Consider the following 7,306-nt stretch of genomic DNA (forward strand, 5'->3'; position numbering starts at 1 on the left):
CAAGTTAGGAGGTCTTCTTGTAACTGTCTTTAGTATATCCGACCTGTCTTAAACAAATCTTAAAAAATCTCCTATGACCAAACACTTTCTAAAATATTTGTCTGTTCACGACCAGGACCTACTGAGAATGTTGAAATACGAACACCCACCAATTCGCTAACACGGCGAACATAGTTACGTGCATTTTCAGGAAGGTCTTCCAAATTACGTACTCCAGTGATATCTTCAGACCAACCAGGCAATTCTTCGTAGATTGGTTTACAACGTTTCAATTGTTCGAGACTAGCTGGGTAGTAATCAATACGTTGACCATCAAGATCATAAGCCACACAGATTTTTACTGTATCCAAGCCACTCAAAACATCAATAGAGTTCAAAGAGAGATTTGTGATACCAGAAACACGACGGCTATGACGCATAACAACTGAGTCGAACCAACCCACACGACGAGGACGCCCAGTAGTTGTTCCATACTCATGCCCCACTTCACGAATACGATCACCAACTTCATCAAATAGCTCAGTTGGGAAAGGACCATCACCTACACGACTTGTATAAGCCTTACATACACCGACAACTTTGTCAATCTTGCTTGGACCTACTCCAGAACCAATTGTCACACCACCAGCCACTGGGTTTGATGAAGTAACAAATGGATAAGTACCTTGGTCAATATCAAGCATAACGCCTTGTGCACCCTCAAAGAGAACCCGTTTACCATTATCAAGCGCGTCGTTCAAGATAACAGAAGTATCAGTCACATATTGCTTGATTTGTTGGCCATACTCATAGTATTCTTCAAAAATATCATCAATTGAAATAGGTTCACTATCATACAATTTTACAAATTGACGATTTTTCTCAGCAAGATTACGTTCTAAACGTTCACGGAAGATTTCTTTATCCAAAAGATCCGCAATACGAATTCCAACACGAGCTGCCTTGTCCATATAGGCTGGACCAATTCCTTTAATTGTCGTCCCAATCTTGTTATCACCCTTAGCTTCTTCTTGAAGACGGTCTAACTCAATGTGATAAGGCAAAATAACATGCGCACGATCAGAAATTCTAAGATTATCTGTTGTAACACCTTCTTCATGCAAATAAGACAATTCTTTGACAAGAGATTTAGGATTTACTACCATCCCATTACCAATTACAGAGATTTTTTCTGGGAAGAAGATACCTGAAGGAATCAAGTGCAATTTAAATTTCTTTCCATCAATAACAATTGTGTGACCTGCATTATCTCCGCCTTGGTAACGAGCAATCACTTCCGCATTAGCTGAAAGAAAATCTGTAATTTTCCCTTTACCTTCATCACCCCATTGGGTACCTACAACAACAACTGAAGTCATAATAATTTTTCGTCTGAGCCAAAAGGCTCGTCCTTTCTCATATACATGGTGGGACTCTCACCCACAATAATATCTTACAATTTATTATAAGAAAAAAAGCCTATTTTATCAAGAATTAACACTAGAAAAGATTAGGGAATTCTTTTACTTTTGATTAAAAAAAATCCAAAAAATTAGTATAATCTAAATAATTTTTTATAAATTACTTAATATTGTTCGTAATAAATGAAATGAAATTTTATCAAAATGAATAATTTAAATTTTGCCCTAATAGATAATTAAGATAAATCCGGTATGCTGCTCTAAAATGACAGAGAAGAAAATCCTTCTCATTCTTAATCTTAAAACGAATTAAATAATAAAGTAAAAATTTAAGATGAAGTAATTCCCATTCATCAGTACTTTGAAATAAAATTGAATATTCATTTTCGATTTGCTTTAGAAAAACCAAAGATCGATCATAATATTTTTGAAGCATATAAAAAAACCTTTCTTATTGATAAAACAAGTTTATCAGAAAGGGTAAAAAAATAGACAAATATTTCTATAAAGTAAAAATTTTAAGCTGAACAAACCTAAAACAAAGAAAAAAAGTAAAAATAGATGAAAAAAACTCTGAAAAACCCTGGTAAATAAAACCGAGAAAACAAAAAAACGTTCCTTAGAACGTTTAACTACTCCGCCAGTAGGACTCGAACCTACGACATCATGATTAACAGTCATGCGCTACTACCAACTGAGCTATGGCGGATAAAAGCTAAGCGACTTCCATATCTCACAGGGGGCAACCCCCAACTACTTCCGGCGTTCTAGGGCTTAACTTCTGTGTTCGGCATGGGTACAGGTGTATCTCCTAGGCTATCGTCACTTAACTCTGAGTAATACCTACTCAAAATTGAATATCTTTCAAATTTCACTTAAAAACTAATCACGCTTCGTATTCTCAGTTACTTTGGATAAGTCCTCGAGCTATTAGTATTAGTCCGCTACATGTGTCGCCACACTTCCACTTCTAACCTATCTACCTGATCATCTCTCAGGGCTCTTACTGATATAAAATCATGGGAAATCTCATCTTGAGGTGGGTTTCACACTTAGATGCTTTCAGCGTTTATCCCTTCCCTACATAGCTACCCAGCGATGCCTTTGGCAAGACAACTGGTACACCAGCGGTAAGTCCACTCTGGTCCTCTCGTACTAGGAGCAGATCCTCTCAAATTTCCTACGCCCGCGACGGATAGGGACCGAACTGTCTCACGACGTTCTGAACCCAGCTCGCGTGCCGCTTTAATGGGCGAACAGCCCAACCCTTGGGACCGACTACAGCCCCAGGATGCGACGAGCCGACATCGAGGTGCCAAACCTCCCCGTCGATGTGAACTCTTGGGGGAGATAAGCCTGTTATCCCCAGGGTAGCTTTTATCCGTTGAGCGATGGCCCTTCCATACGGAACCACCGGATCACTAAGCCCGACTTTCGTCCCTGCTCGAGTTGTAGCTCTCGCAGTCAAGCTCCCTTATACCTTTACACTCTGCGAATGATTTCCAACCATTCTGAGGGAACCTTTGGGCGCCTCCGTTACCTTTTAGGAGGCGACCGCCCCAGTCAAACTGCCCGTCAGACACTGTCTCCGATAGGGATCACCTATCCGGGTTAGAGTGGCCATAACACAAGGGTAGTATCCCAACAACGTCTCCTTCGAAACTGGCGTCCCGATCTCATAGACTCCTACCTATCCTGTACATGTGGTACAGACACTCAATATCAAACTGCAGTAAAGCTCCATGGGGTCTTTCCGTCCTGTCGCGGGTAACCTGCATCTTCACAGGTACTAAAATTTCACCGAGTCTCTCGTTGAGACAGTGCCCAAATCATTACGCCTTTCGTGCGGGTCGGAACTTACCCGACAAGGAATTTCGCTACCTTAGGACCGTTATAGTTACGGCCGCCGTTTACTGGGGCTTCAATTCATACCTTCGCTTGCGCTAAGCACTCCTCTTAACCTTCCAGCACCGGGCAGGCGTCACCCCCTATACATCATCTTACGATTTAGCAGAGAGCTGTGTTTTTGATAAACAGTTGCTTGGGCCTATTCACTGCGGCTGACGTAAAGTCAGCACCCCTTCTCCCGAAGTTACGGGGTCATTTTGCCGAGTTCCTTAACGAGAGTTCTCTCGCTCACCTGAGGCTACTCGCCTCGACTACCTGTGTCGGTTTGCGGTACGGGTAGAGTATGTTAAACGCTAGAAGCTTTTCTTGGCAGTGTGACGTCACTAACTTCGCTACTAAACTTCGCTCCCCATCACAGCTCAATGTTATAGAATTAAGCATTTAACTCAATTCACACCTCACTGCTTAGACAGACACTTCCAATCGTCTGCTTTAGTTAGCCTACTGCGTCCCTCCATCACTACATACTCTAGTACAGGAATATCAACCTGTTGTCCATCGGATACACCTTTCGGTCTCTCCTTAGGTCCCGACTAACCCAGGGCGGACGAGCCTTCCCCTGGAAACCTTAGTCTTACGGTGGACAGGATTCTCACCTGTCTTTCGCTACTCATACCGGCATTCTCACTTCTATGCGTTCCAGCGCTCCTCACGGTACACCTTCTCCACACATAGAACGCTCTCCTACCATACCTATAAAGGTATCCACAGCTTCGGTAAATTGTTTTAGCCCCGGTACATTTTCGGCGCAGGGTCACTCGACTAGTGAGCTATTACGCACTCTTTGAATGAATAGCTGCTTCTAAGCTAACATCCTAGTTGTCTGTGCAACCCCACATCCTTTTCCACTTAACAATTATTTTGGGACCTTAGCTGGTGGTCTGGGCTGTTTCCCTTTCGACTACGGATCTTAGCACTCGCAGTCTGACTGCCGACCATAATTCATTGGCATTCGGAGTTTATCTGAGATTGGTAATCCGGGATGGACCCCTCACCCAAACAGTGCTCTACCTCCAAGAATCTCTAATGTCGACGCTAGCCCTAAAGCTATTTCGGAGAGAACCAGCTATCTCCAAGTTCGTTTGGAATTTCTCCGCTACCCACAAGTCATCCAAGCACTTTTCAACGTGCCCTGGTTCGGTCCTCCAGTGCGTCTTACCGCACCTTCAACCTGCTCATGGGTAGGTCACATGGTTTCGGGTCTACGACATAATACTAAAGCGCCCTATTCAGACTCGGTTTCCCTACGGCTCCGTCTCTTCAACTTAACCTCGCATCATATCGTAACTCGCCGGTTCATTCTACAAAAGGCACGCTCTCACCCATTAACGGGCTCGAACTTGTTGTAGGCACACGGTTTCAGGTTCTATTTCACTCCCCTCCCGGGGTGCTTTTCACCTTTCCCTCACGGTACTGGTTCACTATCGGTCACTAGGGAGTATTTAGGGTTGGGAGATGGTCCTCCCAGATTCCGACGAGATTTCACGTGTCTCGCCGTACTCAGGATACTGCTAGGTACAAAGACTATTTTAAATACGAGGCTCTCACTCTCTTTGGCTGACCTTCCCATGTCATTCTTCTATAATCTTTGAGTCCAAATTGCAGTCCTACAACCCCGAAGAGTAAACTCTTCGGTTTGCCCTCCTGCCGTTTCGCTCGCCGCTACTAAGGCAATCGCTTTTGCTTTCTCTTCCTGCAGCTACTTAGATGTTTCAGTTCACTGCGTCTTCCTCCTCATATCCTTAACAGATATGGGTAACAGGTAGTACCTGTTGGGTTCCCCCATTCGGAAATCCCTGGATCATCGCTTACTTACAGCTACCCAAGGCATATCGTCGTTTGTCACGTCCTTCTTCGGCTCCTAGTGCCAAGGCATCCACCGTGCGCCCTTATTAACTTAACCTTACTTTTTTGACCTTTCAGTCATAAACTCTTATTAATACTACAGCGTTTTCGGTTTATTTTCTTGTTACTATTTGATATAGATATTCAATTTTCAATGTGCATTACTTGGTGATCTCTCACCAATGGAGCCTAGCGGGATCGAACCGCTGACCTCCTGCGTGCAAAGCAGGCGCTCTCCCAGCTGAGCTAAGGCCCCACAAGACCTCTCAAGACTAAACAAGACCAATGTGCATTCCTTATCCTTAGAAAGGAGGTGATCCAGCCGCACCTTCCGATACGGCTACCTTGTTACGACTTCACCCCAATCATCTATCCCACCTTAGGCGGCTGGCTCCAAATGGTTACCTCACCGACTTCGGGTGTTACAAACTCTCGTGGTGTGACGGGCGGTGTGTACAAGGCCCGGGAACGTATTCACCGCGGCGTGCTGATCCGCGATTACTAGCGATTCCGACTTCATGTAGGCGAGTTGCAGCCTACAATCCGAACTGAGATTGGCTTTAAGAGATTAGCTTGCCGTCACCGGCTTGCGACTCGTTGTACCAACCATTGTAGCACGTGTGTAGCCCAGGTCATAAGGGGCATGATGATTTGACGTCATCCCCACCTTCCTCCGGTTTATTACCGGCAGTCTCGCTAGAGTGCCCAACTGAATGATGGCAACTAACAATAGGGGTTGCGCTCGTTGCGGGACTTAACCCAACATCTCACGACACGAGCTGACGACAACCATGCACCACCTGTCACCTCTGTCCCGAAGGAAAACTCTATCTCTAGAGCGGTCAGAGGGATGTCAAGACCTGGTAAGGTTCTTCGCGTTGCTTCGAATTAAACCACATGCTCCACCGCTTGTGCGGGCCCCCGTCAATTCCTTTGAGTTTCAACCTTGCGGTCGTACTCCCCAGGCGGAGTGCTTAATGCGTTAGCTACGGCACTAAACCCCGGAAAGGGTCTAACACCTAGCACTCATCGTTTACGGCGTGGACTACCAGGGTATCTAATCCTGTTTGCTCCCCACGCTTTCGAGCCTCAGCGTCAGTTACAAGCCAGAGAGCCGCTTTCGCCACCGGTGTTCCTCCATATATCTACGCATTTCACCGCTACACATGGAATTCCACTCTCCCCTCTTGCACTCAAGTTAAACAGTTTCCAAAGCGTACTATGGTTAAGCCACAGCCTTTAACTTCAGACTTATCTAACCGCCTGCGCTCGCTTTACGCCCAATAAATCCGGACAACGCTCGGGACCTACGTATTACCGCGGCTGCTGGCACGTAGTTAGCCGTCCCTTTCTGGTAAGATACCGTCACAGTGTGAACTTTCCACTCTCACACTCGTTCTTCTCTTACAACAGAGCTTTACGATCCGAAAACCTTCTTCACTCACGCGGCGTTGCTCGGTCAGACTTCCGTCCATTGCCGAAGATTCCCTACTGCTGCCTCCCGTAGGAGTCTGGGCCGTGTCTCAGTCCCAGTGTGGCCGATCACCCTCTCAGGTCGGCTATGTATCGTCGCCTTGGTGAGCCGTTACCTCACCAACTAGCTAATACAACGCAGGTCCATCTGGTAGTGGTGCAATTGCACCTTTCAAGCAGCTATCATGCGATATCTACTGTTATGCGGTATTAGCTATCGTTTCCAATAGTTATCCCCCGCTACCAGGCAGGTTACCTACGCGTTACTCACCCGTTCGCAACTCATCCGGAGAAGCAAGCTCCTCCTTCAGCGTTCTACTTGCATGTATTAGGCACGCCGCCAGCGTTCGTCCTGAGCCAGGATCAAACTCTCATTAAAAGTTTGAGTTCTCACTCATTTCTGTCACTGACAGATTTATTGTTTTTTTCATTGTTCAGTACTATAACCTTAAGTTATAGTGCCCTGCACATTGGTTCGTCTTGTTCAGTTTTCAAAGGTCTTTGTCGCGCTTACGACAACTATATTAGTATATCACAGTCACTTTTCTCTGTCAACAGGTTTTTTTAACTTTTTTTAATTCCTATTTCCACCAACCGCGATACACTCATAGTCCGTACGGGATTCGAACCCGTGTTACCGCCGTGAAAAGGCGGTGTCTTAACCCCTTGACCAACGGACC

At 45.3% G+C, this 7,306-nt stretch carries 2 protein-coding genes, 3 tRNA genes and 3 rRNA genes; all 8 read right to left on the reverse strand.

Features of this window, described 5'->3' with window-relative positions; genetic code table 11:
- Positions 1-71: 71 nt before the first annotated feature.
- The 8 genes from QM859_RS08575 to QM859_RS08610 all read right to left on the reverse strand — a co-directional run bounded on the left by QM859_RS08575 (position 72) and on the right by QM859_RS08610 (position 7,306).
- Positions 72-1,358, reverse strand: coding sequence for an adenylosuccinate synthase (locus QM859_RS08575; RefSeq protein WP_004250345.1), 1,287 nt, complete (start codon positions 1,356-1,358; stop codon positions 72-74).
- Positions 1,359-1,599: 241 nt separating this feature from the next.
- Complete coding sequence (gene comW, locus QM859_RS08580) at positions 1,600-1,836, reverse strand: sigma(X)-activator ComW (RefSeq protein ID WP_006149115.1); 237 nt, start codon at positions 1,834-1,836, stop codon at positions 1,600-1,602.
- A 199-nt stretch (positions 1,837-2,035) separates the two neighbouring features.
- Positions 2,036-2,109 (reverse strand) — tRNA-Asn (locus QM859_RS08585).
- A 5-nt stretch (positions 2,110-2,114) separates the two neighbouring features.
- Positions 2,115-2,230 (reverse strand): 5S ribosomal RNA (gene rrf / locus QM859_RS08590).
- A gap of 80 nt (positions 2,231-2,310) precedes the next feature.
- Positions 2,311-5,211: ribosomal RNA gene (locus QM859_RS08595) — 23S ribosomal RNA — on the reverse strand.
- 125 nt (positions 5,212-5,336) lie between these two features.
- A tRNA-Ala gene (locus QM859_RS08600) sits at positions 5,337-5,409 on the reverse strand.
- A 50-nt stretch (positions 5,410-5,459) separates the two neighbouring features.
- Positions 5,460-7,005, reverse strand: a 16S ribosomal RNA gene (locus QM859_RS08605).
- Together the 16S, 23S and 5S rRNA genes with 3 tRNA genes alongside form the textbook arrangement of a ribosomal RNA operon.
- 229 nt (positions 7,006-7,234) lie before the next feature.
- Positions 7,235-7,306, reverse strand: a tRNA-Glu gene (locus QM859_RS08610).

The sequence above is a fragment of the Streptococcus infantis genome, from assembly GCF_047463175.1.
Taxonomy (GTDB): domain Bacteria; phylum Bacillota; class Bacilli; order Lactobacillales; family Streptococcaceae; genus Streptococcus; species Streptococcus infantis_AC.